At 72.5% G+C, this 23,738-nt stretch carries 19 protein-coding genes and 1 pseudogene; 10 read left to right on the forward strand and 10 right to left on the reverse strand.

The window, feature by feature from the left end:
- The first annotated feature begins 54 nt into the window (after nucleotides 1-54).
- The 6 genes from IE180_RS19205 (at nucleotide 55) to IE180_RS19230 (ending at nucleotide 7,375) form a co-directional block, all read left to right on the forward strand.
- Nucleotides 55-1,434 carry an ABC transporter substrate-binding protein gene (locus IE180_RS19205; protein WP_190158117.1) on the forward strand — a complete coding sequence of 460 codons (1,380 nt, stop codon included), beginning with the start codon at nucleotides 55-57 and terminating at the stop codon, nucleotides 1,432-1,434.
- Nucleotides 1,431-2,327, forward strand: coding sequence for a carbohydrate ABC transporter permease (locus tag IE180_RS19210; protein ID WP_229860621.1), 897 nt, complete (start codon nucleotides 1,431-1,433; stop codon nucleotides 2,325-2,327). Before IE180_RS19205 ends, IE180_RS19210 begins: the two co-directional genes overlap by 4 nt.
- Nucleotides 2,324-3,175, forward strand: coding sequence for a carbohydrate ABC transporter permease (locus IE180_RS19215; RefSeq protein ID WP_229860624.1), 852 nt, complete (start codon nucleotides 2,324-2,326; stop codon nucleotides 3,173-3,175). Before IE180_RS19210 ends, IE180_RS19215 begins: the two co-directional genes overlap by 4 nt.
- A 2-nt stretch (nucleotides 3,176-3,177) precedes the next feature.
- Nucleotides 3,178-4,947: a glycoside hydrolase family 36 protein gene (locus IE180_RS19220; RefSeq protein ID WP_190158118.1), complete on the forward strand. Its 1,770-nt coding sequence runs from the start codon at nucleotides 3,178-3,180 to the stop codon at nucleotides 4,945-4,947.
- On the forward strand, nucleotides 4,944-5,966 hold the full coding sequence (locus IE180_RS19225; protein WP_190158119.1) for a LacI family DNA-binding transcriptional regulator: 1,023 nt from the start codon (nucleotides 4,944-4,946) through the stop codon (nucleotides 5,964-5,966). The genes IE180_RS19220 and IE180_RS19225 overlap by 4 nt, the downstream gene beginning before the upstream one ends.
- A 392-nt stretch (nucleotides 5,967-6,358) precedes the next feature.
- Nucleotides 6,359-7,375, forward strand: a complete 1,017-nt coding sequence (locus IE180_RS19230; protein WP_190158120.1) for a LacI family DNA-binding transcriptional regulator — start codon at nucleotides 6,359-6,361, stop codon at nucleotides 7,373-7,375.
- A 24-nt stretch (nucleotides 7,376-7,399) separates the two neighbouring features.
- Here the strand turns inward: IE180_RS19230 and IE180_RS19235 are convergent, their stop codons facing one another.
- From IE180_RS19235 to IE180_RS19245, 3 genes are all read right to left on the reverse strand, one after another.
- Nucleotides 7,400-8,251: a carbohydrate ABC transporter permease gene (locus IE180_RS19235; RefSeq protein ID WP_190158121.1), complete on the reverse strand. Its 852-nt coding sequence runs from the start codon at nucleotides 8,249-8,251 to the stop codon at nucleotides 7,400-7,402.
- Nucleotides 8,248-9,261 carry a carbohydrate ABC transporter permease gene (locus IE180_RS19240; RefSeq protein ID WP_229860626.1) on the reverse strand — a complete coding sequence of 338 codons (1,014 nt, stop codon included), beginning with the start codon at nucleotides 9,259-9,261 and terminating at the stop codon, nucleotides 8,248-8,250. Before IE180_RS19240 ends, IE180_RS19235 begins: the two co-directional genes overlap by 4 nt.
- Before the next feature lie 78 nt (nucleotides 9,262-9,339).
- The gene (locus IE180_RS19245) at nucleotides 9,340-10,659 is read right to left on the reverse strand and encodes an ABC transporter substrate-binding protein (RefSeq protein WP_190158122.1); all 1,320 of its coding nucleotides are present in this window, start codon (nucleotides 10,657-10,659) and stop codon (nucleotides 9,340-9,342) included.
- Between the two features lie 276 nt (nucleotides 10,660-10,935).
- On the opposite strand from IE180_RS19245, the gene IE180_RS19250 reads away from it, so the two are divergent.
- Together IE180_RS19250 and IE180_RS19255 are read left to right on the forward strand one after the other, a co-directional pair.
- A complete protein-coding gene (locus IE180_RS19250; protein ID WP_190158123.1) occupies nucleotides 10,936-13,353 on the forward strand; it encodes a glycoside hydrolase family 2 protein in 2,418 nt (805 codons plus the stop codon).
- Nucleotides 13,350-14,390: a LacI family DNA-binding transcriptional regulator gene (locus IE180_RS19255; protein WP_190158124.1), complete on the forward strand. Its 1,041-nt coding sequence runs from the start codon at nucleotides 13,350-13,352 to the stop codon at nucleotides 14,388-14,390. Before IE180_RS19250 ends, IE180_RS19255 begins: the two co-directional genes overlap by 4 nt.
- A gap of 97 nt (nucleotides 14,391-14,487) precedes the next feature.
- On the opposite strand, the gene IE180_RS19260 is transcribed toward IE180_RS19255, so the two are convergent.
- From IE180_RS19260 to IE180_RS19275, 4 genes are all read right to left on the reverse strand, one after another.
- The gene (locus IE180_RS19260) at nucleotides 14,488-15,468 is read right to left on the reverse strand and encodes an acetylxylan esterase (RefSeq protein WP_190158125.1); all 981 of its coding nucleotides are present in this window, start codon (nucleotides 15,466-15,468) and stop codon (nucleotides 14,488-14,490) included.
- Between the two features lie 116 nt (nucleotides 15,469-15,584).
- The gene (locus IE180_RS19265) at nucleotides 15,585-17,210 is read right to left on the reverse strand and encodes a cellulase family glycosylhydrolase (protein ID WP_190158126.1); all 1,626 of its coding nucleotides are present in this window, start codon (nucleotides 17,208-17,210) and stop codon (nucleotides 15,585-15,587) included.
- Between the two features lie 310 nt (nucleotides 17,211-17,520).
- A complete protein-coding gene (gene manA / locus IE180_RS19270) occupies nucleotides 17,521-18,759 on the reverse strand; it encodes a mannose-6-phosphate isomerase, class I (protein ID WP_190158127.1) in 1,239 nt (412 codons plus the stop codon).
- 19 nt (nucleotides 18,760-18,778) lie between these two features.
- A complete protein-coding gene (locus IE180_RS19275) occupies nucleotides 18,779-19,759 on the reverse strand; it encodes an ROK family protein (protein WP_190158128.1) in 981 nt (326 codons plus the stop codon).
- 219 nt (nucleotides 19,760-19,978) lie between these two features.
- On the opposite strand from IE180_RS19275, the gene IE180_RS19280 reads away from it, so the two are divergent.
- Entirely contained in the window at nucleotides 19,979-21,364 is a 1,386-nt protein-coding gene (locus IE180_RS19280) for a GH1 family beta-glucosidase (protein WP_190158129.1), read from the forward strand.
- 136 nt (nucleotides 21,365-21,500) lie between these two features.
- Here IE180_RS19280 and IE180_RS37525 read toward each other — a convergent pair.
- The 3 genes and pseudogenes from IE180_RS37525 to IE180_RS19290 all read right to left on the reverse strand — a co-directional run.
- Nucleotides 21,501-21,725 (reverse strand): annotated as a pseudogene (locus IE180_RS37525) (rhamnogalacturonan lyase family protein); the annotation flags it as partial.
- 56 nt (nucleotides 21,726-21,781) lie between these two features.
- Nucleotides 21,782-22,270 carry a flavin reductase family protein gene (locus IE180_RS19285; protein WP_190158130.1) on the reverse strand — a complete coding sequence of 163 codons (489 nt, stop codon included), beginning with the start codon at nucleotides 22,268-22,270 and terminating at the stop codon, nucleotides 21,782-21,784.
- Between the two features lie 396 nt (nucleotides 22,271-22,666).
- Complete coding sequence (locus tag IE180_RS19290; protein ID WP_190158131.1) at nucleotides 22,667-22,855, reverse strand: hypothetical protein; 189 nt, start codon at nucleotides 22,853-22,855, stop codon at nucleotides 22,667-22,669.
- A gap of 255 nt (nucleotides 22,856-23,110) precedes the next feature.
- On the opposite strand from IE180_RS19290, the gene IE180_RS19295 reads away from it, so the two are divergent.
- Nucleotides 23,111-23,587, forward strand: a complete 477-nt coding sequence (locus IE180_RS19295) for an STAS domain-containing protein (RefSeq protein WP_190158132.1) — start codon at nucleotides 23,111-23,113, stop codon at nucleotides 23,585-23,587.
- The last annotated feature ends 151 nt before the right edge of the window (nucleotides 23,588-23,738 follow it).

Consider the following 23,738-nt stretch of genomic DNA (forward strand, 5'->3'; position numbering starts at 1 on the left):
AAGTTTTCATCGATTCATTGCAAGTAGGGAGAGGCGCTTGTACTGTCCCGGCTCATGACACACAGCGACCGCAACGGAGCGGCCAGACCGATCGGACGCAGAGGCGTCCTGCGCACGGGCGGCGCCCTCGCCGCCACCGGCCTCGGGGGCCTCGCCCTCTCCGGCTGCACCGGCACCGGCACGGACGGAGGCACGGGCCGGGCCGGCGACCCGAAGAAGGGCGAGATCACCGTCTGGTCCTGGCAGGGGCCCGCCACCGAACTCAAGGCCCTCCTGCCGGACTTCAACCGGGTCTACCCGGACATCAGGGTCACGGTCCAGGACATCGGGAACCCGGCCATCTGGGACAAGATCACCACCGGTCTGGCCGCGGGCGGCCAAGGGCTCGCCGACGTCCTCCACATAGGCGTCGACTACCTTCCCGGCTACGTCGAGCGGTTCCCCGGCGGCCTCGCCGACCTCGGCCCGCTCGGCGCCACCCGGCACAAGGACGCCTTCGCCGCCGGCCTCTGGCAGACCGTCTGCCCCGACGGCAAGCGCGTGAACGCCCTGCCCTGGGAGGCCAATTCGGCCGGCTTCTACTACCGCGTCGACCTCTTCGAGAAGGCGGGCGTCGACGCCGGGGCCCTCCAGACCTGGGACGAGACGATCGAAGCCGGCAAGCGCCTCAAGGCCAGGACCGGCGTCCACCTCCTCGGCATCGACAAGCCGGCCTCCCAGCCCGATGCCGCCAACTTCTTCCAGATGCTGCTCCAGCTCCAGGGCGCCTTCTACTTCGACCTCGAAGGCCGGGTCACCCTCGACTCGCCCGAGGCCGTACGGGCCATGACGCTGATCAAGACCATGAACGACGCCGGTCTCGTCAGCGACCTCGCCGGCGGCTGGAACGCCCTCATGAGCTCCCTCAAGAAGGGCACCAACGCCGTCGTGCCCTGGCCCACGTGGTTCGGGGGCATCGTCGAGGAGCAGGTGCCCGCCGAGGCCGGCAAGTGGAAGGTGCGGCTCCCGCCCGCCGTGCGCCGCGGCGGCCCCACCGCCGCCACCGTGAACTCCACCCACCTCGCCGTCGCGGGCAGCAGCAGGCACCAGGCGGCAGCCTGGTCCTTCGTCGAGTTCGCCCTCACCCGCCCCGCCTCCCAGGTGCGGATCTACCGGGGCAAGGGCATCGCCCCCGCGCTCATGAAGGCCTACGACGACGCCGTGTTCCACGAGCCCTCGGCCTTCTTCAGCGGCCAGAAGAAGGGCGAGATCTTCCTCGCCGCCCTCAAGGCGCCCTCCCCGGCCGTGAACTACACCTCCGACTACGCCCGCGCTCTCAAGCTGGTCACCGACGCACAGTCCAGGGTCCTCCTCAAGGGCGCCGACCCGGCGACCGTGCTCCGCGAGGCGGCCTCCGAACTCGTCCGCCAGACCGGCCGGAAGGCCGCCCGGTGAGCCTGGCGACACCGCTCCCGGCCGCCGCCCGCCCCCGGCGGCGCGGCCGGGCGGCCCCGTACCTCTTCGTGCTGCCGGCCCTGCTGCTCTTCTCCGTCTTCAAGCTCTACCCGATCGGCTGGTCCTTCGTGATCAGCCTGCACCGCACCGTCGCGGGCACGGAGACCTTCGTCGGCTTCGACAACTACCGGCGGCTGCTCGACGACCCGTTGCTGTGGACCGCGCTCCGCAACACGACGATCGTCCTGGCCGTACAGGTCCCGCTGATGCTGGCCCTCGCCACCGCTCTCGCCGTCGCCCTGAACTCCACGCTCCTGCGCGGCCGCGCGGTCTTCCGGCTGGGCTTCTTCCTTCCGATGGTCACCGGCCTCGTCGCGTACGGCATCGTCTTCTCGGTCCTCCTCAACAAGGACTACGGCCTCGTCAACTGGCTGCTCGGCCTCGTCGGCGTCGACCCGGTGCCCTGGCTCACCGACGGCCTGTGGGCCCGGATCTCCCTGGGCCTCGCCCTCACCTGGCACTACACCGGCTACAACGCCGTCATCCTGCTCGCCCGCCTCCAGACCGTGCCCGCGGAGCTGTACGACGCCGCCGCCGTCGACGGGGCCGGCGCCCTCGCAGCGTTCCGTCACGTCACCCTGCCCGGGCTGCGCCCCGCGCTACTGCTCACCACCGTCCTGTCCACCATCGGCACGCTGCAGCTCTTCGACGAGCCGACGGTCCTCACCGGCGGCGGCCCCGACAACGCCACCCTCACCATCGGCGTGTACCTCTACCGCAACGCCTTCGCCTACGCGGACTTCGGCTACGCCTCCGCCCTCGCCTACGCCCTCACCCTGCTCATCGGCCTCCTCGGCCTGGTCCAGTTCCGCCTCCTGGGAGACAAGTCGTGAGACACGCCATGACGAACCGGGGCCCGGGCCGGCGGGCCGGCCGCTCGCTCCTGCTCACCTCCGGCCTCGCGATCGCCCTCGCCGCCGTCGCCGTGCCCTTCTACTGGCTCGTCGTCGGCGCCACCCACAGCTCGCGCGAACTCTTCACGAGCCCGCCGCCGCTGCTCCCCGGCGGCCACCTCGCCGAGAACCTCGCCACCCTCCAGGACACCGCCCACTTCGGCCGGGTCGTCCTCAACTCCCTCGGCATCGCCGGCGTCTACACGCTCCTCGCGGGGGCGGTCTGCACCCTCGCCGGATACGGCTTCGCCACCTACCGCTTCCGCGGCCGCGAGACGCTCTTCGGGCTGCTCATGCTGGGGCTCGTCGTGCCCGCCCAGATCACGCTCGTGCCGCTCTTCCGCATGATGGCCGAGCTCCAGTGGCTCGGCACCTACCAGGCCGTCATCGCCCCCGACCTCGCCCTGCCCTTCGGCATCTTCCTCATGCGGCAGTCCATGGCGGCGCTCCCGAAGGAGCTGCTCGACTCCGGCCGCATGGACGGATGCGGTGAGCTGCGGCTCTTCCTGAGGGTCGTGCTGCCGCCGATGCGGCCCGCCCTCGCGGCCCTCGCGATCTTCCTCTTCCTCTACCAGTGGAACGACTTCGTGTGGCCGCTGATCGTGCTGCGCGACGAACTCACCTTCACCATCCCCGTCGCCCTCGCTCCCCTCCAGGGACTCGACGAGACCGACTACGGCGCCATCCTCGCCGGAACCTCGGTCGCCGCCGTCCCCATGGCGGTCGTCTTCCTGCTCCTCCAGCGTCACTTCGTCTCCGGCCTCCTCGCGGGCGCCGTCAAGGAATGACCATGACTCTCCAGGCCCGGGCCGACGAGCCCGTGACCACCGCGCACGAGACTCCGGTGCCCGCCGAACCCCTTCACGACGGGGTCTCGATCGCCCTCCTCGCCCCCGGCACCACCCCCTCCCGGACCCTGACCCCCCTCCCGGACGGACTGCTCGCCCTCGACGTCCACGCCCCCGGCGTCCCCGTCGAGATCCGCCTCTCCGTCCCCCTCGGCGACGCGGCCGGCTACTGGCATCCGCAGGGCGGCTGGCGCCGCACCCTCGTCCCCGACTGGGCCGGGCGGGCCGCCACCTGCCTCGTCGACGGCCCCGCCGCCGGCTCCCTGTACGAGCACTCCGGCGCCACCCTCCTCACCTGGGCCGCCGCCGACCCCGTCACCGAGGCCACGGTCCGCTTCGGCGTCTCCGAGGAGAACGACACCCACGTCGTCCACCTCCGGCTGCCCGCCGCCGATCGCCCCCACCGTCTGCTGCTCGCGCCCCGCGCACCCTCCGTCGCCGCCGCCCTGCGCCCGATCCGCGCCCACCTCGCCGCCGCCCACCCTCCGATGCACGTCCCGGACACGGCCCGCGTCCCCGTCTACTCCACCTGGTACGCCTTCAACCAGAACGTCACCGCCGCCGCCGTCGAGAGCCAGGCGGCACTCGCGGCCGAACTCGGCTGCGGGGTGCTGATCCTCGACGACGGCTGGCAGGCGCACGGCAACGGCCGCGGCTACGCGGGCGTCGGCGACTGGCGGCCCGATCCCGCGAAGTTCCCCGACCTCGCCGCGCACGTGGCCGCCGTCCGCGCCCACGGCCTGCGTCACCTCCTCTGGGTGGCCCCCCTGCTGCTCGGCCCGCAGGCCGACTGCCACGACCGGTGGGCCTCCGCGGCCCCCCGCCCCGCCACCGTGCCCGGCGCCCACGTCCTCGATCCCCGCCGTCCCGAGGTGCGCCGGCACGTCGTCGACCTGTGTGTCTCCCTCGTCCGCGACTACGGACTCGACGGGCTGAAGCTCGACTTCCTCGACGAGGCCGCCGTCCACGCGGGCGACGGCGGCGGCGACGTCGGCCACGCCATGACCCTGCTCCTCGACGGGCTGCGGCAGGAGCTCGAGGCCGTCCGGCCCGGGATCCTGCTGGAACTGCGCCAGCCGTACACGGGACCCGGCATGGCCCCGTACGGGAACATGCTGCGTTCCTTCGACTGTCCGGCGGACGCCACCGCCAACCGGATGAACACGCTCGACACCGCTCTCCTCGCGGTCGGCGGCGCCGTCCACTCCGACATGCTCATGTGGTCGCACGGCGCCGGTACCGAGGCCGTGGCCAGGCAGTTGATCGGGGCCCTGCACTCCGTACCGCAGATCTCCGTGCGCCTCGACGAGGTGCCCCGGGAGCACCGGGAGACCGTGCGGTTCTGGCTCGGGTGGTGGCGTCGGCACCGCGAGCTGATCCTCGACGGCGAGACCGAGCCGGGGCGGCCCGACGAGCTGTACCCGCTGGTGCGCTCGGCCCGGGGCGAGGAGTGCCTGATCAGCGTGCACGGCGACCGGGTCGCGACCCTCGACACGGCCGCGTACCGCACCTTCCACCTGGTGAACGGTTCCGGCCGGGACCGGGTGATGGTCGAGGTCACGGGCGGCGGCGGACCGGTGAGGGCCCGGGTCCACGGTCCCGACGGCCGTATGATGAATGATCCGCCGACGCTCCTGCCGGACGGACCACGGCCCCTGGCCGTCCCGCGCGGCGGCCTGGTGTCGTTCACACTCACGGAAGGACCGCGATGAAGGTCGGCATCACCGACGTCGCAGCCCGCGCACAGGTCAGTGAGGCCACCGTCAGCCGGGTGATCAACCGGCGTCAGGGGGTGTCCCGCAAGACACGCGAGGCGGTCGAGCGGGCCATGGCCGAACTCGGTTACGAGCGCCCCACCCAGGGCCAGCTGGTGGCGGTCGTCACCGAATTCGTCTCGAACCCGTTCTTCGCCGACGTCGCCGAGCGGATCGAGTCCGCACTCGCCCCCCACGGCCTCAAGACCGTCCTGTGTCCCGTCTTCCCCGGCGGCGTCCAGGAACTGGACTTCCTCACCGCGCTCATCGACAAGGGCGTGGCCGCCGTGGTCTTCCTCTCCGCCTCCAACACGGTGGAGGGTGCCGACACCGAGAGCTACGAGCTGCTGCGCCAGCGCCGCGTCCCCTATGTCGGCGTCAACGGCGAGTTCGCCGACGGCGTGCCCGTTCCCGTCTACTCCACCGACGACGCCCTCGCCGCCGAGTTGGCCGTCGACCACCTCCACCGGCTCGGCCACCGCCGCATCGGCATGGCCTCCGGCCCCGCCGGGAACCGGCCCGCCGACCGGCGGGTGCGCGGTTTCGTCGGGGCGATGGCCCGGCGTGGCGCCGAGGACGCCGAACGGTGGGTCGTCCGCCAGTCCTACACCGTGGAAGGCGGGCAGGCCGCCGCCGCGGCCCTCGTGGCGCAGGGCGCCACCGCCATCGTCGCCGCCAGCGACTACATGGCCCTCGGCGCCATCCGGGGCATCCGGCGGCAGGGTCTCTCCGTGCCCGCCGACGTCTCGGTGGTCGGTTACGACGGCTCGACCGTCACCGAGTTCACCGACCCCGCGCTCACCACCGTCCGCCAGCCGGCCGACCGGCTCGCCCTGGAGGTGGGCCGCAGCGTCCTCGCCCTGGTCAGCAACCGCGAGGTGCCGACCGGCGAACTCCTCTTCGACCCGGAGCTGGTGATCCGGGCCTCCACGGGACCGGTGCCGGGCGTGCAGGACGGGACCTCGTCGCCCGGCTGAGGCCCCGCGCACCGCGACGACCTCCTCCTGGTCCCGCAACGGCGCGGGGACCCGCGGCGTCCGTCGTGATCCCGGACGGCTCCCCGCTGCCGGCCGGCCGGATCGCCGCCGACCGCCCGTACCGCTGGGGCGGACACGAACGTCACGGCACGAACGTGCGGGGCCTCACCGATCCCCTCGGGCGGCTGTCGCGGGCTTCACCCGCGCTGCCCGGATCCCCCCACGGCCTGACCGCCGCCCGCGCCCACGGCACCGTCGGCGCGCCCACGGCACCGTCGGCACACTCACCGAAGCCGGTCTCGAGTGCCGGGCCGACAAGGCGTATCAGACCCCCGGGCCCCTGCGGGTAGGGTCACTCTGCCGAGAGGACCTGTGCAGAGTGGGAGACACGTGTGAAGCGGCCGACGATTGCGGACATCGCGCTCCGTGCCGGAGTGTCCAAGGTGGCCGTCTCCTATGCCCTCAACGACCAGCCGGGGGTGTCCGATTCGACCCGTGCGTCGATCAAGGCGATCGCGAAGGAGCTCGGCTGGCGTCCCAACAGCGCCGCGCGGGCCCTGAGCGGCGCCCGCGCCCAGGCGGTCGGGCTCGTCGTGCGGCGGCCCGCGTCCACTCTGGGCACCGAGCCCTTCTTCATGGAGTTCATCAGCGGCATCGAGAGCGTCCTCTCCGACCGTGCGTACGCCCTGATGCTGCAGATGGTCGACAGCGAGGAGCACGAGCTGGAGATCTACCGGCGCTGGTGGGGAGAGCGACGGGTGGACGGCGTGTTCCTGGTCGATCTGCGCACCGACGACCCGCGGGTGCCGGCGGTCGAGGCCCTCGGCCTGCCCGCCGTGGTCATCGGGCCGCCGCACACGGCGGGCTCCCTGCCCGCCGTGTGGTCGGACGACGGGAAGAGCGTGCGCGAGGCGGTGCGCTACCTGGTGGCGATCGGCCACCGGCGCATCGCACGGGTGGCGGGTCCCGAGGGCTTCGCGCACACCGCCGTCCGGGACGCCGCCTTCCGCGAGGGTTGTGCGGAGGCGGGGTTGCCCGAGCCCGAGATCGTCCACACCGACTACACCGGCGACGAGGGAGCCCGTGCCGCCCGCCGGTTGCTCATCGCCGCCGAGCGCCCCACCGCGATGATCTTCGACAACGACATCATGGCGGTGGCCGCGCTGTCCGTGGCCCAGGAGATCGGTCTCTCGATCCCCCGCGAGCTGTCCGTCGTGGCCTGGGACGAGTCGCCGCTCACCCGGGTCGTCCGGCCCCCGCTGTCCGCCCTCGCCCGGGACATCCCGGCGTACGGGGCCGGCGCGGCTCGGGCCCTGCTCGCCCTCGTCGCGAACGAGGGGGCCGGGAACGTGGAGGAGGAGTACGCCCGGTTCGTGCCCCGGGGCAGCACTTCCGCCCCGTCGGCCTGAGCCGCCTCCCGGACGCCGCGAGCACTACTTCGTGGCCCCTTGCGCGAAGCCGTTGTAGATCCACCGCTGGAGCAGGAGGAAGACGACGAGCGTCGGCAGGATGACGAGGATCGCGCCCGCCGAGATGGCCTCCCAGTGCGCGCCGAAGGGGCCCTTGAAGCGGAACAGCGAGGTGGAGATGGTCCCGAGGTCCTCCGAGTGCATGTAGAGGAAGGGGATGTAGAAGTCGTTGTAGGTGGTGATCCCCTTGATGATGACGACGGTGGCGATCGCCGGCTTGAGGAGCGGAAGAATGATCTTCCGGTAGATCGTGAACGCGTTGGCGCCGTCCAGGCGGGCGGCCTCGTCCAGCGAGCGGGGGATGGAGCGGATGAACTGCAGGAAGACGTACACCGAGACGATGTCCGTGCCCATGTAGAGGAGGATCGGGGCCCACCGGGTGTCCACGAGGCCGAAGCCGTTGACGACCTGGAAGGTCGCGACCTGGGTGGTGACGCCCGGTACGAGGGTGGCGACGAGGAAGAGCGCCATGACGAGCTTCTTCGCCCGGAAGTCGAAGCGGTCGACCGCGTAGGCCGTCATCGAGCCGATGACGACGGTGCCGCCGACCGAGAAGACGAGGATGAAGGCGGTGTTGCCGAAGGCCGCGAGCATGTGGCCGTCGGTGAACGCCGTGGCGTAGTTCCGGAAGTTCAGCCAGTCGCCCGGCAGGGAGAGGGCACCGCCGTCGGAGACCTCCTCGGACGTCTTGAGGGAGGTGAGGAGGACGACGACCAGGGGCAGCAGGACGACCGCTGTCGCGGCGAGCAGGGACAGGTAGGTCAGCGCGGTCCCGACCGGCAAGCGGCGGCGGTGCGTTGTCGGGGCGGGGGTCATACGAGGTCCACCTTGTCGTCGGGTACGAGCCGGCGCTGGATCCAGGTGATCAGCAGGATGATCGCGAGCAGCACCACGGCGGCGGCCGAGGCCAGGCCGGTCTTGTTGAACTGGAAGGCGAGCTTGACCGTCTGGATGACGAAGGTCGACGTGCCGGTCGCGCCGCCGGTCATGATGTAGGGGATCTCGAACACGGACAGGGAGCCGGAGACCGCGAGGATGATGCTCAGGCTGAGGACGGGCCTGATGCTCGGGGCGATGATGTGGCGGAACTGCTTCCACTTCCCCGCACCGTCCAGCTGGGCCGCCTCGTAGAGCTCTCCGGGGATGGACTGGATGGCGCCGAGGAAGAGGACGAAGTTCAGCCCCGTGAAGCGCCAGACCGACACGCCCGCCAGGGACACGTTGGCGGAAGTGGGATCTCCGAGCCAGGGATGGTCGGCGGTCACGCCGAGCCAGGCCAGTACGGAGTCGAGGGTCCCGCCGTCCTGGAAGAAGTAGAGGAAGACGAAGCCGATCGCGACGCCGTTGATGAGGTAGGGGAAGAAGAGGATCCCCTTGAAGAAGTTGCGGAACCTGAGGTCGAAGCTCAGGACGGTGGCGAAGTAGAGGGCGACGCCGATCTGGAGGGCGGACGCGGCGAGGTAGTAGCCGCTGACGAAGAAGACCCGGAAGAGCTCGGGACGGGTGAAGATCTGGACGTAGTTGTCCACCCCCGTGAACGCGCGGTCGGGGCTCACTCCGTCCCAGTCGGTGAAGCTGTAGGAGATCATGCTCGCCACGGGTACGTAGGTGAACGTGATCAGCAGCGCCAGGGGCACCGCCAGGAAGAACCACGGGGTGGCGCGCCGGAGCGGGGAGTCCCGCCAGGAGCGTCCCCGGGTCCTCGTGTCGCCCGGGGGTTTCCGGGCCGCGGCGGCGGCCGGGCCCGCCGGGCGGCCGTCCCGCGTCGTCTGACGCGGCCTCCGCGCCGGCTCGGTCCGGGGAGGGGCAGGAGGGGTGTCGGTCATGTCGGCCTTTCGTGTCCGAGGCTGCGGGAGGTCGGGGCCCCGGCCGGTGTCGTACGGCCGGGGCCCGCTCCGCCGGTGTCAGGAGCCGGCGTTCTTCGCCGCCTCGTCCCACCTCTTGTTCAGGTCGGCGAAGAAGTCCTGGAGGCTGCCCTCCTGCGCTCCGCGGGCGGTGTCGATGAGCTTCTGCCGGTAGTCGGGCTTGTTCAGGCCGATTTCGGCGGCGTTGTCGATGTCGTTCACCAGGGCCGTCGCGGCTTCGGAGCGCTCCGTGAAGGTGACATCGTTGTCAACGAAGTCCTTGAGGGTCGCGGGCATCGGAGCCGACTTCACCGCGGGCACCGCGCCCTCCTGCTCCGAGTAGCCGGACTTCTCGGTGAACCAGTCGATCCAGGCGCGCGCGGCCGACTTGTTCTCGGAGTAGGCGCTGACGGCCTGCTGGTAGTCGGAGACCAGGGTGGCACAGAACTTGCCGTCCTTCTGGGCGGGGAAGGGCATGAACCCGATGTCCGCCGGCGAGCCGCCGGCCTCCTTCGCCGCCCCCTGCATCTGCGTGATCGCCCAGGAGCCGAGCATCATCGCACCGATCTTGCCCTCGGCGAGCATCGCCTTGGAGGTCTCCCAGTTCGTGGTGGTCGGGTCCTTCTCGACGAGGCCCTGCTTCACCATGTCGTGGACCAGCGTGTCGATGGTGCGGAGCTCTCCGCCGGCCCTCCAGGGCGACACGGGGCCGGCCAGCTTGTCGGTCGCCTTCGCGTCGCAGGTCACGGATCCCACGTTGGCGGTCCACTGGACCAGCGGCCAGCCGTCCTTGAAGTTCGTGTAGTAGGGGACGGCCTCGGTCTTGTCGCCGATGGCCTTCAGGTCCGCGAGGAACTCCTGCGGGGTCTTCGGCCACGCGGCGATCCCGGCCTTCCTCCACACCGCCTTGTTGTAGACGAAGCCGTTGGCGGTGCCGAACTGGGCGATGCCGTAGACCTTTCCGGCCACCTCGCTCTTGTCGCTGAAGCGGTACTTCCCCGCGAGTTCGGCGGTCGTCCCGAGGGGGGCGAAGAACTTCGGGTAGTCGTTCTTGGCGACCGCCGCGGGGATCATCAGCACGTCACCGTAGGTCTTGGTGTTCATGCGGATCTTCACCTCCCCCTCGTAGTCCGTGATCCCCTCGAACGTCACCTTCACCTTGGGGTAGACCTTGTTGAACTCCGCGGCGTACCGCTTCAGCGTGCCGTTCTGGACGAGGTCGGTCCGCTGGGTGAGGACCTTGATCCCCCCGGAGACCTCGTTCGGGTCGGCGGGGGCCGCCGCGGTCTCGCCCGACGCGGCACCCCCGCCACTGCATCCCGCCACGGTCAGCATCGCGACGGTGAGAAGCACGCCCGTGAGCGTCTTCGTCTTCCCCATGTGCCCAACTCCTTCAGGGTTACGGCTCAGGTCAAAGTGGGATGTCGGCACTATGACAGGACCGTGTGAACCGGTAAAGCTCCGGATTCCCGCGTGATGCCCAATCGTTATCGGGAGGCCATGACGGCGCCGATACGCGCCTCCTTCCACGTCTCTCCGTGCACGTTCCGTGACTGAACAGAGCTTTACCGGTTCATAGACAGCTGCTGTGCGTACGGCTAGGTTGTCCGGGTCGTATACGCATCCCGCCGCAGTCAGGCGATTGGAGCCGCACACATGAAGGACGTCACCCAGCTGACCGAGGGCTGGAGCCTGTGCCACGAGGGCGCGCTGCTCCCGGCCCGCGTCCCCGGCTGCGTCCACACCGACCTGCTCGCCGCGCAGGTCATACCCGACCCCTTCATCGGCCGGAACGAGACCGAGATCGCGTGGGTCGGCCGGCAAGGGTGGTCCTACGTCACGGAGTTGGCCCACGACACCGCGCACGAGCGCACGGAGCTGGTCTTCGACGGACTGGACACCGCCGCGGAGATCGTCCTGGCCGGCGAGGTCCTCGGGACGACCCGCAACATGCACCGCGCCCACCGTTTCGACGTCACGCGCCGCACGGGCCGTCTGGAGGTGCGCTTCGACTCGGCCTACGAGGAGGCGGACCGGGTCCGCGCCCTCACCGGGGAACGGCCCAACGTCTACCCCGAGCCCTTCCAGTACATCCGCAAGATGGCGTGCAGCTTCGGCTGGGACTGGGGTCCCACCGTCGTGACGGCGGGCATGTGGCGCCCGGTGCGCCTGGAGCACTGGTCGACCGCCCGGCTCGCCGAGGTCCGCCCGCTCGTCACGGTCGACGGCGCGACCGGTCGCGTCGAGCTCCGGCTCCGGGCGGAGCGCACGGAGCGCGGCAGTGGTCGGCCGCTGTCCGTCCGGGCCGCCGTCCGGGGGGAGGAGGGGGAGATCGAGGGCCGGGTCTCCTTCACCGGTGACGAGGCCGTGCTCCTCCTCGAGGTGCCCGCGCCGCGGCTGTGGTGGCCGCGCGGCTACGGCGACCAGCCCCTGTACGAGCTCGAAGTGACCCTGCTCGACGAGGAGGAGGGGCCGCTCGACACCTGGCGGCGCCGGATCGGCTTCCGTACCGTCGAGCTCGACCGGTCCCCCGACGCGCACGGAACCGGCTGCACCTTCGTCGTCAACGGCGTCCGGATCTTCGCGCGCGGGGTCAACTGGATCCCGGACGACGTGCTGCCCTCCCGGATGACACCGGAGCGCTACCGGACCCGGCTCCGCCAGGCCGCCGAGGCCAACATCGACCTGGTGCGCATCTGGGGCGGCGGCATCTACGAGGACGACGCCTTCTACGACGTCTGCGACGAGCTCGGGCTCATGGTGTGGCAGGACTTCCTGTTCGCGTGCGCCGCCTACCCCGAGGAGCAGCCGCTGCGCGGCGAGGTCGAGGCGGAAGCGCGTGACAACGTTGTCCGCCTGATGGCGCACCCCAGTCTGGTCCTCTGGAACGGCAACAACGAGAACCTCTGGGGCTTCCGCGACTGGGACTGGGAGGGGCCGCTCGCGGGCGACTCCTGGGGCGAGGGCTACTACCTCGGCGTGCTCCCGCGCATCGTCGCCGAGCTGGACCCGACCCGCCCGTACACGGCGGGCAGCCCGTGGTCCGGCTCCTGGGACCACCACCCCAACGACCCCCGCCACGGGACCCACCACTCCTGGGAGGTGTGGAACCGCCAGGACTACGCCGAGTACCGCGCGAGCGTCCCCCGCTTCGTCGCCGAGTTCGGCTGGCAGGCGCCCCCCGCCCTCGCGACGCTGCACCGCGCACTGCCCGGCGAGCGGCTCGCCCCCGACTCCCCCGGCATGCTCCACCACCAGAAGGCCGAGGACGGCAACGGCAAGCTGGACCGGGGCATCGCCCGGCACTTCCCCCTCCCCGAGGCCGACTTCGACCGCTGGCACTACCTGGCCCAGGTGGTGCAGGCGCGGGCCGTCTCGGCGGGCATCGAACACTGGCGGGCCAACTGGCCCGTGTGCGCTGGCACGGTGGTGTGGCAGCTCAACGACTGCTGGCCGGTGAGCTCGTGGGCGGCGATCGACGGCGACGGCCGGCTCAAGCCGCTGTACCACGAACTGCGCCGGGTGTACGCGGACCGGCTGCTGACGCTGCTGCCGACCGAGGACGGGCCGGTGCTCGCCGTCGACAACCAGTCGGGCGCCCCCTGGCACGCCCAGGTCGTCCTGCGGCGGCTCGACGCGGCCGGCACCGTCCTGGCGGAGTGCGAGATCGAGGTCGAGGCCGCGCCGCGCTCGGTCGTCCGGCCGGCGCTCCCGGCGGAACTGCTGCCCGCCCCCGGGTCCGTCAAGGAGTTCCTCGTCGCCGACGCCGACGGGCTGCGCGCGGTGCACTTCCCGGTGCCGGACCGGGAGTTCGCCCACCCGTCCGCCCGCTACGACATCCGGCTGGAGGCCGTCCCCGGTGAGGGCGCGGCCGTCGACGTGGTGGTGACGGCGCGGACGCTGGTGAGGGACCTCCTCCTCCAGCCCGACCGGCTCGGTCCGGCGGCGAGTGCCGACCGGGGCCTGCTCACGCTGCTCCCCGGTGAAGAGGCGAGGATCCGGGTGAGCGGCGTCCGGGACCTCGGCGGCGTCGAGCGGGTCCGCGCGGCCCTGTTCAGCGTGGCCCCGGCGTGAGCACCGGCGCTCCTCGGGTGACCATCAACGACGTCGCCAAGCGGGCCGGCGTGTCGAAGGGCGCCGTCTCCATGGCGTTCAACGACCGCCCGGGGGTGTCGCGGGCGACCCGGGAGCGGATCTTCGAGGTCGCCCGGGAGCTGGGCTGGGTCCCGCACCAGACCGCGCGGAGCCTGTCCGGCCGGCGTGCGGGCATCGTGGGCCTGGCGATCTGCCGCCCGGCCCGGCTGCTCGGTCTGGAGCCCTTCTACATGGAGTTCATCTCCGGCATCGAGAGCGTGCTGACGGAGCGTTCGTATTCCCTGCTGCTCCGTCTGGTGCGGGACCTCGACGAGGAGGTGGCCCTGTACGAGGAGTGGTGGCGGAGCAAGACGATCGGCGGGGCGATCCTGGTCGACTTCCACCGGGAGGATCCCCGGATCCCGCCGTTGCGGGCCCTGGGGATGCCCGCGGTCGCCGTCGGGCACCCGTCGCTGACCGGTGGTTTCCCCTCGGTGTGGACGGACGACGCCACGGCGGCCGCGGACGCCGTGCGGTACCTGGCGGCGCTCGGCCACCGGCGCATCGCCCGCGTGGGCGGCCCGGCGGGGCTCGGGCACAGCGCCATCCGCGCGCGGGCGTTCGAGGCCACGATGGCCGAACTCGGTCTCGACGGCCGCCGCCAGGTGTCGACCGGCTTCGCCGGCGAGGAGGGCGCCCGGGCGACTCGCGGGCTGCTCCTGACGCCGGACCGCCCGACGGCGATCGTGTACGACAACGACATCATGGCCGTCGCGGGAGCCGCCGTGGCGGCCGAGATGGGGCTCGTGGTGCCGGACGACGTGTCGTTGCTGGCCTGGGACGACTCCCAGCTGTGCAGGCTCACGCACCCGCCGCTGTCGGCGATGAGCCATGACGTGCACCGCTTCGGCGAGGTGGTCGCGCGTGCCCTGTTCGAGGTGATCGAGGGCACTCGGAGCGAAGCGCTCCAGGTGCCGACGCCGTCGCTGACGCCCCGGGGTTCCACGAGTCCGCCCCGCACGCGCCAGGGCACGTGACGAGAGGCCGTACCTCCCCGCCGGGGGTACGGCCTCTCGTGTCCCGACGGTCGCGGGAGCGCGCCCTACCGTCCTGGCCGCCGGTTCCGCGGCCGCCTCATGAGGACCGCAGGCGCGGGTGCGCCCGCAGCCAGCGCAGGTGCTCGACGACGGTGGCGCCCCCGCCTCCGGCGTGGTCGCCGAAGGGCCACTCCCTGATGTCCTTCTCCCCCGCGTACGCGCGGAAGGCCGCGAGGACGGTGGAGGGCGGGCAGACGGGGTCCATCAGACCGGCGCTGAACAGCGCGGGAGCCGTGGCCCGGCGGGCGAAGTGCACGCCGTCGAAGTACCCGAGGGTGGCGAAGACCCGCTCCGTCGCGTACGGGGCGTGGTGGCGGAGGTGGTCGACGAGTTCGGTGTACGGGCCCTCGGTGGCCGTCTCGGCACCGCGCCGGATGTGGCAGAGGAACGGCACGTCGGGCAGGGCGCCCGCGATGCGGTCGCCGCTCAGGCCGGCGACGGCCAGGGCGAGCCCGCCTCCCTGGCTGGCTCCCTGGACCACGATCCGCTCCGGGTCGACGTGGGGGATCGTGCGGGCGGCGTCGACCGCCCGGACGCAGTCGGTGACGAGGCGCCGGTAGTAGTGGGCGTGGGGCGACTCGATTCCCCGGGTCATGTACCCGTGCACCCAGTGGGTGCCGCCGTCCGGGTGCGGATCGGGGGTGTCGTGGCCCTGGCCCCGGCTGTCGACGACGAGGTGGGCGTATCCGGAGGACGCGTACGGGAGGTGGTCGACGACCCGTCCCCGGCCCCCGCTGTAGCCGATGTACGTGATCACCGTCGGCAGGGGCTCCTCCGCCTGGGAGGGGACGAGGAGCCACGCCGCGACGGGCTGGCCGGCCCAGCCGGCGAACCTCACGTCGTAGGCGTCGAGGGTGGTGAGGGGCGAGTCGGGCACCGGCCTGACGACCGGATCGCTCCCGGCCTCCCGGGCCGTCCGCAGGGTCTCGTCCCAGAAGGGGTCGAAGTCCGCGGGTTCCTCCGGGAGGCCGGCGGTCCGGGCGGCCGGGTGGTCCGGCGGAAGGTCGGTGTACGGCACGGGAGGCTCCTTGCGGTGGGACCGGCGGCGCCCGGCCCGTCGGGGCGGCGCGGCCGGTCGTGTCGGGCGGGGTCCGGGCCCCGTCGCGGGGACGGGGCCCGGGGGGAGGGGGCGGGTCAGCTCTTGGCGCAGGCGGCGCCGTTGAGGGTGAAGGTCGCGGGGACGGCGTTGCCGCCGGTGGACGAGGCGCTCAGACCGAAGCTCACGCTGCCGCCGGCCGGGATGGTCTCGGTCCAGGACTCGTGGGTGGCGTGCACCTGGTTGCCCTCCTGGACGACCTTGGCGTTCCAGGCGGAGGTCACCGTCTGACCGCCCGGGAAGGCGAAGTCGAGCCGCCAGCCCTTGACGGCCTGGGTGCCGGTGTTGCGGATGGTGACGTCGGCGTTGAAGCCGGTGCCCCAGTCCTGCAGCCGGTAGTCGACGGAGCAACTGCCGGCGGACGGTCCGGCCGCGGTGGTGAGGGCGGTTCCGGTGGAGCGGGGGGAGCGGTTGCCTGCGGCGTCGCGGGCGTACACGGCGAAGGTGTAGGTCGTGGAGGGCGTCAGACCGGTGAGCGTGGCGCTCGTGCCCACCGTGGTGGTGACGGGGGTCTCCGCCGTGCCGTTGACGCGGACGACGTCGTAGCCGGTGACGCCGGTGTCGTCGGTGGCGGCGGCCCAGGCCAGCCGGGCCCCGGTGGCGGTCACCTCGGTGGCGGTGGGAGCGCCGGGGGCGGTCGGCGGCCGGGTGTCGCTCGCCGTCCCGCCGTAGACGCTCGCCTCGCGCGAGGTCTGCCGGATGCCGTCGACGCCGTTGAACAGGCGCTGTCCCCAGGGGGTGAGCCGACTCGCGTCGAAGTCGGTGGCGAGGTCGAGGTACTCCACTCCCCCGCCGTTGCCGCTCCACGACCAGCCCAGGTAGCCGAGGTTCAGCTGCCGGGCGGTGGCCATGATGGCGTCCTCGTCCGGGTCGCCGTCCGAGTGGTTGTTGCCGAACTCGCCGACCACCAGAGGAAGTTTCCGGCTGACGAAGCTGTTCAGGTACGCCTGGACCTCGGCGGCGGTGTCGTAGACGCCGTACATGTGGAGGGAGAAGACGGTGTTGCGTTCCGGGTCGGCGGCGAAGACGGCGGGCGCGTTGTCCCGCATGGTGTTCGACCAGTCCTGGCCCCAGTTGGGGGCGTCCGCCATGAGGGTGTGGTGGAAACCGGCGGCGCGCAGCCGGGCGACGGCGTTCTTGGTGTCCTCGGTCCAGGCGCCGTACCCGGTGTTGCCGTGCGGTTCGTTGCCGAGGTTGAGGACGACGTACTTCTCCTGGCCCTTGACCGCGCCGGCGACCTCCATCCAGTAGTCGACCGCCTTGGCGAGGGACACGGCTCCGCTCTGCTCGCCGTAGCCGGTGGTGTCGTGGGCCTCGAGGACGCAGACCAGCTTGTTGGCCTTGCACTGGGTGACGACGTTCGCGACGTCGGCGGTGCCGTTCTTCGTCCACCGGTCGCCCGTGCTGAGCACGATCCGGGCCGAGTTGGCGCCGAGCGCCTTGAGGTCGGCGAGGGCCTGACCGGTCCTGCCGGGGTACCAGGCGTGGGCGTGGTTGACGCCGCGGAAGACGAAGTCCTGGCCGTTGGCGTCGAGGAGCCGGCCGTCGGTGACGTGGAAGCCGGTGGTGGGGATGTCGGCCGCGTGGGCCGCGACGGGCGCGGTGATCGTCGCGGCGGTGAGGGCGAGCAGCGCTCCCGCCGCGGTCGCCAGTGTCCTGTTCATGTGTGGTGCTCCCAACTCGGTCGCGCGCACGCCGGGGCGCGGTGCCGGGGCGTGCGGGCTTGCCTGACATGGAGGGTGCGGTGCTGCCGGCCCTGCGGAGCGACGCGTCGAAGACGCGGGGGTGGGCCGGTGGATTCCCGCTGTCCGGTGTGTTCCTGCGACTCTCACCGAGCAGGGGAAGGAAGTGCGCCGACCGGTGGGGTGGTGTTCCCCGCGCGGAGGTGACGTGGCGGATTCGCGAGACGCCCGGCGACCGAGGATGAGGCTAGAGGGGAAGGAGGCCGGAAAACAAGAGGCGGTACCTAACCGGTTAAGTATTCATGGCGTCCTCGTGGAGAACCGGAGTCGCGTCGGACGCGACCTCGATTCCGACCGTGGCGCGGAAGACGACCCCCTCTCCCGCGAGGGAGACCGCCTCGGCCGCGGGGACGTAGAGGGAACGCCCCGGTCCGATCCGCAAGGTGTCGCCCGTCGCGGCCGAGGTCAGCCGCGCCGCTCCCTCCACGCACAGGACGATCTGCGGCGCCCCGGCGGGGAGCGGGCGCGGGCGCTCCGCGCCGCCGAGCCGGAACCGCGACAGCCGGAAGTCGTCGACGGGGACGGGGTAGATCTCCTCGCCCGCCCGTTCCCCCGGCGTGAGGACACGGCCGGGCGGGGCGGTGAAGCGGACCACGCGCAGCAACTCGGCCGCGTCGACGTGTTTGGACGTCAGTCCGCAGCGCAGGACGTTGTCGGAGTTCGCCATGATCTCCACACCGAGGCCGGAGAGGTACGCGTGCGGGACGCCGGCGCCGAGGAACAGGGACTCCCCCGGCCGCAGTTCGACGCGGCGCAGCATCAGGGCGGCCAGCAGTCCCGGGTCGCCGGGGTGTGCCCGGGCGACCTCCGCGTAGCGGACGAGGTCCTCCTGGTGCGGGCCGACGTGAGCCGCGACGGCCGCGACGGCCGCGGTGACGTCGCCGAGGAGTCCTTCGGGCGGGCTGAGGAAGGCGGCGAAGACCTCCGCGAGGGCGGCCTCCTCCGGCCGGGTCCTCAGTACCTCGGCATGCGGACGGAGGGCGGGTACGGCAAGGGCGTCCAGGAGGTCGGCGCACTGCCGGGGACTTCGGAAACCGCACAGCCCCTGGAAGGGGGTGAGGGCGACGATCATCTCGGGCTTGTGGTGGGGATCCCGGTAGGTGCGGTGCGGAGCGTCCAGGGGCACTCCGAGGGCGTTCTCCAGCGCGAAGCCCGCTTCGGCCTGGGCGGGATCCGGGTGGACCTGCAAGGAGAGGGGGGCGTCGGCGGCGAGCAGTTTCAGCAGGAACGGCAGCCGGGGCCCGAACCGGCGCAGAGCGGGCGTGCCGAGTTCCGTCGCCGGGTCCGAGCGGAGCACCCGGTCCAGGGGCAGCGGCCCGCGCCCCCGGTCGACCCGGGACGGCGCGGCGGGATGGGCACCCATCCACAGCTCCGCCTGGGGCTCGCCGGTGGGCGGCGTTCCCATGAGGCGCGGGATCGCGGTGCGGGAGCCCCAGGCGTAGGGCTGGACGGTGTTGGAGAGGAGGTCCACGGGTTCCTTCCGGGATGGGTCACGGACGGGGGGCGGGGCTGCCGGTGGCGCCGGCGGCCGCGGGGGGCGGGCCGGCCCACGCGGCGGCGACCGCGGCCGCCCCGATCAGCCCGGCGTCGAGCGCGAGCCCCGCCGGCACCACCGGGACGTCGCGGGTGAAGTCCAGGACCGCGTGGTCGGCGAGGTGACGGCGGAGCGGGCCGAAGAGCGTCTCGCCGGACTGCGCGACGCCACCGCCCACGACCACGAGGTCGAGTTCGACCAGCGCCGCCGTGGCCGCGATGGCCGCGGCCAGGGCACGGCCCGCCCGGTCGAAGGCGGCCCGGGCCCTCGGGTCCCCCGTACGGGCCGCTTCCGCGACGGCGGCGGCCGTCGGGACGGTTCCGGGCGGCGGGGTCCACCCGGTCTCCAGGGCGTGGGCGGCGATGGCGGTGCCGCTGGCGAAGCGCTCGACGCAGCCGCGGGCGCCGCAGGGGCAGGGGGGGCCGTCCTGCTCCACGGTGATGTGGCCGATGTGGCCCGCGTTTCCCGAGCGACCCGCGTGGAGGGTGCCGTTGAGGATCAGCCCGCCGCCCACCCCGGTGGAGACGACCATGCAGAGCGCGTTGTCCACCCCCCTCGCGGCTCCCGCCCAGTGCTCGGCCGCGGCCATCGCCACGGCGTCGCCCACGAGGACGGGCCGGACCCCGGACGGCAACCGCGGGTGCTCCCGCACCCGGTCCACGAGCGGAAAGGAGCGCCAGGCCGGGATGTTGACCGGGCTGACCGTGCCCGCGACGGTGTCGACGGGCCCCGCGCTGCCGATGCCCAGGCAGGAGAGGGCCTCCCACTCGGGACGGGCGGACAGTTCGTCCATGACGGCGGCCACCTCGGCCATGAGCTCCGGCGCGGAGCCGTGGGCCGGGGTGGCCCGCTGGGACCGGGCGACCAGGCGGCCCTCGCCGTCGACCAGGGCGCCGGCGATCTTCGTACCCCCGATGTCGAGTGCTCCGTACATCATCGCGTCGAGCCTTCCGTAAGCGCGGACAGGGAAAGGTGCACACACTCTGGGCGCAGCATGACAACGTTGTCCAGTTAACTGGTTCAGTTAAGCCCTCGTTTAGTAAAACCGCGCCCTTTCCGCCTTCGGATCCTGGACGGCCGCGCTGAATCGCCTCATGCTCGGCTCTGATTTCCCGCAGCCGATCCCATGTCTCCCGACCGAAGGACGTCCCCTGCCATGACCGACGCCACGGCCTTTCCGTCCGACTTCGAGTTCGGCACCGCCACCTCCGCGTACCAGATCGAGGGGGCGACGGAGGAGGACGGCCGGGGACCGTCGATCTGGGACGCCTTCGCCCGGCGCGGCGGCGCCGTCCTGGACGGCAGCAGCGGCGACAACGCCTGCGACCACTACCACCGTCACCGGGAGGACGTCGCCCTGCTCGCGGACCTCGGAGTGGACACGTACCGCTTCTCCGTCGCCTGGCCGCGGATCCAGCCGTCCGGCGGGGGCCCCGTGAACCCGCGAGGGCTCGACTTCTACGAGCGCCTGGTCGACGACCTGCTGGACGCCGGTGTCACTCCGGTCGTGACGCTCTACCACTGGGACCTCCCCCAGCCGCTGGAAGACCTCGGCGGATGGCGCTCGCGGGACACCGCCCAGCGGTTCGCGGAGTACACGGAGCTGGTCGCGTCGCGGCTCCACGACCGGGTCCCCCGCTGGATCACCCTCAACGAGCCGTGGTGCAGCGCCTTCCTGGGGTACGCCGACGGCGAGCACGCCCCCGGAGCGCGCGAGGGCACGCCGGCACTGGCCGCGGCCCACCATCTGCTGGTCGGCCACGGCCTGGCGATGGAGGCGCTGCGCGCCGTCGGCGTCCAGGAGGCGGGCATCACGCTCAACCTCGACCACGTCTCCCCGGCCACCCCGGCGGCCGCCGACGTCGCCGCCGCCCTTCGCGCCGAGACGCAGCGCAACCTGATGTGGACCGACCCGCTGCTCAAGGGGCGTTACGCCGCCGCCGAGGCCGACACCTGGGGCGAGCTGATCGAGCGCCGGCCCTTCCGCCGCGAAGGCGACCTCGCCCTCATGTCGGCCCCGATGGACTTCCTGGGCATCAACTACTACACGCCGTCCACGGTGCGCGCCGCCCCCTGGCGCGAGCCCGACCCCGCCCGCCGCACCGCGACGGACAACCGCTTCGAAGCGGTCCCCGTTCCCGGCGTCCGCCACACCGCCATGGGCTGGCCCGTCGTCCCCGGCGCCCTCCGGAAGCTCCTCGTCTCGCTCCGCGACCGCTACGGCACGGACCTTCCGCCAATCCACATCACCGAGAACGGCTCCGCCGAGCACGACGCCCTCGCCCCCGACGGCAGCGTGCACGACACCGACCGCGTCGCCTACCTGGACGGTCATCTCCACGCGGTCGCCGAGGCTCTGGCGGAGGGCGTGGACGTGCGCGGGTACAGCGTCTGGTCCCTCCTGGACAACTTCGAGTGGGCCTACGGGTACAGCAGGCGCTTCGGACTGGTCCACGTCGACTTCCCGACCGGACGGCGCACCCCCAAGGCGTCCTACCACTGGTACCGGTCGCTGCTCGCCGGGAGGGTGAACAGGCCGTGAGGGAAGGACGGCCCGCCGTCTCGGGCGGAAGCTCGACGGCTTCGGCCCGCCACGCACGGTCCTCTTCCGCAGCGGCGCCGGACGAGGCCGTCGCCCCTGTCCGTCCGGCGCCGTCGGGCGTCGCCCGGCGCGGTTCGGCGCGGTTCGGCGCGGTTCGGCGCGGTTCGGCGCCCGAGGGCATCCGCCAGAGGAACCGACCGGTGCGCGTGCCGGCCGTCCACGAGCCCGGCTCGCTCCCGTCCCCGGAGGCCTCGCACTCCTCCAGGCCCGGCCGGGACGGGACCAGGCCGCCGACGTGCGTGGCGTCCCCGTGGCCCGGCTCGGCGGTCCGGAGCCCGGCGCCGCTGTCGTCGACGGTCATCGCTCCGTCGCGTCACGGCCGGCCGCCGCCTGCCCAGCAGCCGGCTCCTCGGGGCCTCAGGCCGGGTGGCCGGGGTCGAGGTGCCGCAGCTCCCGGTAACGGAGCAGTGGGGGCGGCCGATCCCCGTACGGCGGGCACACCGCGACGGGCGCCAGGAGGAATCCCACGTGGTCGCCCCCCTCGATGCGGCCTTCGATCCGGCCGGTGAACCACGTGGACAGCTGTTCCAGAACCGGACTGCCCGCTTCTCCCGGACGCCAACCGACCCTGGCGAACTTGTCCACCCGGTCGCCCGTCTCCCCTCCGAAGAGCTCCGCCAGCGCCCGGTCGTCCCGGTGGAGCAGGTGCACGGTGAGGTACTCGGCTTCCCGCGCCAGACGATAGGTGTGGTTGGCGACCGACAGCCAGACGGCGAACCTCGGCGGGTCGATGGAGCACTGGGACGCGAAGCCCACCAGGCAACCCGCCCGTTTCCCGTCGGACGCGGCCGTGACCACGTACATCGGGCCGTCGAGTACGTCGGTGAAGGCGTCGATCCCCGTCACGGCGTCTCCTTGTCGTCCCGGCTCTCTGACCCCGTCCTCGTGGTCCGCGGGTCGTGCTTCGGCTTGTCGCGGTCCGCCATGGCGCCCTTCTTCCGTAGTTCCTGCCCTTCACGCGTACCCCGCGCCGTCGCCCCGCCACCTGCCGGCTCCGGACGTGGCGTCGGTCGGCACCGTCCGGCATGTCGACGCGGGGACCCGGGGCCTCGCATCCCGTGGGCCGCTCGTGGGGAAACGCTCGACGCCCCGCGCGGAGCGGGGCAGGTCCGACCGCGGCCGCGTGCTGACGGAGCACCAGGAACGGCCGCTCCGGAGCGTCTGGAGCGGGGCGGGCCCGCGAGGGCTCCGGCCCGGGCGTCTCCGGTCCGGGCACACCGGCCGGCCGGGGGCTGCCGGGGGTCAGTGCGGGGCGTCGTGGTGCATGAGCTCCTGGAGGCGAGCCATGCACGGCGTGCAGTGGTGGTCCGTGTCCGAAGACCCCGTGCGGTCGAGGACCTGGCCGCACAGTGTCGTGGCGTGGCCGGGGGCCACGACGTGCCACGCCGGCCCCGTTCCGGCCGGGACGGCGCCGACGTGCATCTCGTACATACCGGGTCCCCCTGCAGTGAAAGCGCTGGTGGTCACCCACCCTCCCCGCCGCGGGGGCTGCGTGCCGCTGAAGCGGATCCATTCGGGTGACGCCCCCAGGGTCGCGGTGCCGGGCGACCCGTCCGCGTCGATTGTCCGACGGATCGACTCGGACGGGTGACCGGTTTCCCCCGTAGTGGGGATCTTCGCGTCGGCCGGGGGTGAAGAAACGCGACAGCTCGTTGCCCGACCCGGGTGGGCGTCGGTTGATGGTGCGTGAGTACATCGACTGCCAGCCCGATACTGGCCCCCGACACCGCCCGACGTGACACGGGCGCGGACACCGCGCCCTGCGCCATAGTCCTCCCTTCCTGCACTCCGGTCGGTGACACGCTGGTCGTTCACCTGGCCGGTGAGGTCGACCACCACAGCGTCGCTCCCGTTCGCGAGATGCTCGCCGCCGCCCACGGCTTCCGCGGTCTGGTTCTGGACACCTCCCGCGTGACCTTCGCCGACTCCGGTCTCCTGGCCCTGCTGGACGGCTGGACCGGCCCTCACCGCCGCGTTCGGATGACGAACACCTCCGTCCCCGTGCGGCGTCTCCTCGATGTCGCGGCGGCTGCCGGGCGGCACCGGCCCCGCGCCGGACGCCCTGGGCGGCCGGCCGGGCCCCCGCCTCCGGCTCGGGGCGCCGGCCCCGTGCACGCCTCGCTCGCCACGGACGGCGGGACGATGCCGACGGGGCGGTCATGACGTTCACGGTCCTGACCGTCACGCCGATGCTGATCGCCGTCCTCCTCCTTCGCCGGGTGCCCGGCACACGGAGGCCCGGACCCGGCCGGCCCGCGTGCCGGCCCGCGGTCGGAGCACCGCGCCACTGCCGGGAGCGGGTTCCGGGCCGGGC

It is taken from the genome of Streptomyces litmocidini, assembly GCF_014649755.1.
GTDB lineage: Bacteria > Actinomycetota > Actinomycetes > Streptomycetales > Streptomycetaceae > Streptomyces > Streptomyces litmocidini.